Source organism: Streptomyces otsuchiensis, assembly GCF_004305975.1.
Lineage (GTDB): Bacteria > Actinomycetota > Actinomycetes > Streptomycetales > Streptomycetaceae > Streptomyces > Streptomyces otsuchiensis.
The window spans coordinates 1-596 of the sequence record NZ_BHZI01000587.1 but is presented as its reverse complement, the minus strand read 5'-3'; the positions used below and the strand labels follow the sequence as shown (position 1 = coordinate 596).

The 596-nt window shown below is 75.0% G+C and carries 1 protein-coding gene; it reads left to right on the top strand.

Annotated elements, in window-relative coordinates; all coding sequences use genetic code 11:
* The first annotated feature begins 58 nt into the window (after positions 1 to 58).
* Positions 59 to 493, top strand: a complete 435-nt coding sequence (locus E0D90_RS25970) for a CoA-binding protein (RefSeq protein ID WP_103503272.1) — start codon at positions 59 to 61, stop codon at positions 491 to 493.
* Positions 494 to 596 lie beyond the last annotated feature (103 nt).

Below are 596 nucleotides of genomic sequence, written 5' to 3'. Positions count from 1 at the left end.
TGTGCGAGGGGGTGCGGGCGGCGGGAATGCCGGGGCGTGCGGGGCCGTTGGCGCGTTCATGTACGGAAACGATGAGACGGTGCGGTCGATGCTGGCGCCGCGGGGCGAGACCTGGGCCGTGGTGGGGCTGTCGGGGAACCGGCAGCGCGCGGCCTACGGGGTGGCGGAACTGCTGCAGCGGCAGGGGAAGCGGATCGTCCCGGTGCACCCGAAGGCGGAGACGGTGCTCGGCGAGCAGGGCTACCGGTCGCTGGCCGAGGTGCCGTTCCCGGTGGGGGTGGTCGATGTCTTCGTGAACAGCGCGTGGGCCGGGGCGGTCGCCGACGAGGCGGTGGCGGCCGGCGCCCGCGCGGTGTGGTTCCAGCTCGGCGTGGTGGACGAGGACGCCTACCGGCGGGTGCGCGAGGCCGGGTTGGAGATGGTGATGGATCGCTGTCCGGCGATCGAGTTGCGTCGCCCGGAGTTCGCGGACCTGCGGTCCGACGCGAGGTGAGGGGGCGGGGACGGCCACCGGGCGGCGTTCCCGGGGCCCGTCGTCAGTCGGTGGCCGTGGGGGTGCCGTCGTCGGGCGCGGTCGTGGGCCGTCGGTTGCGGGA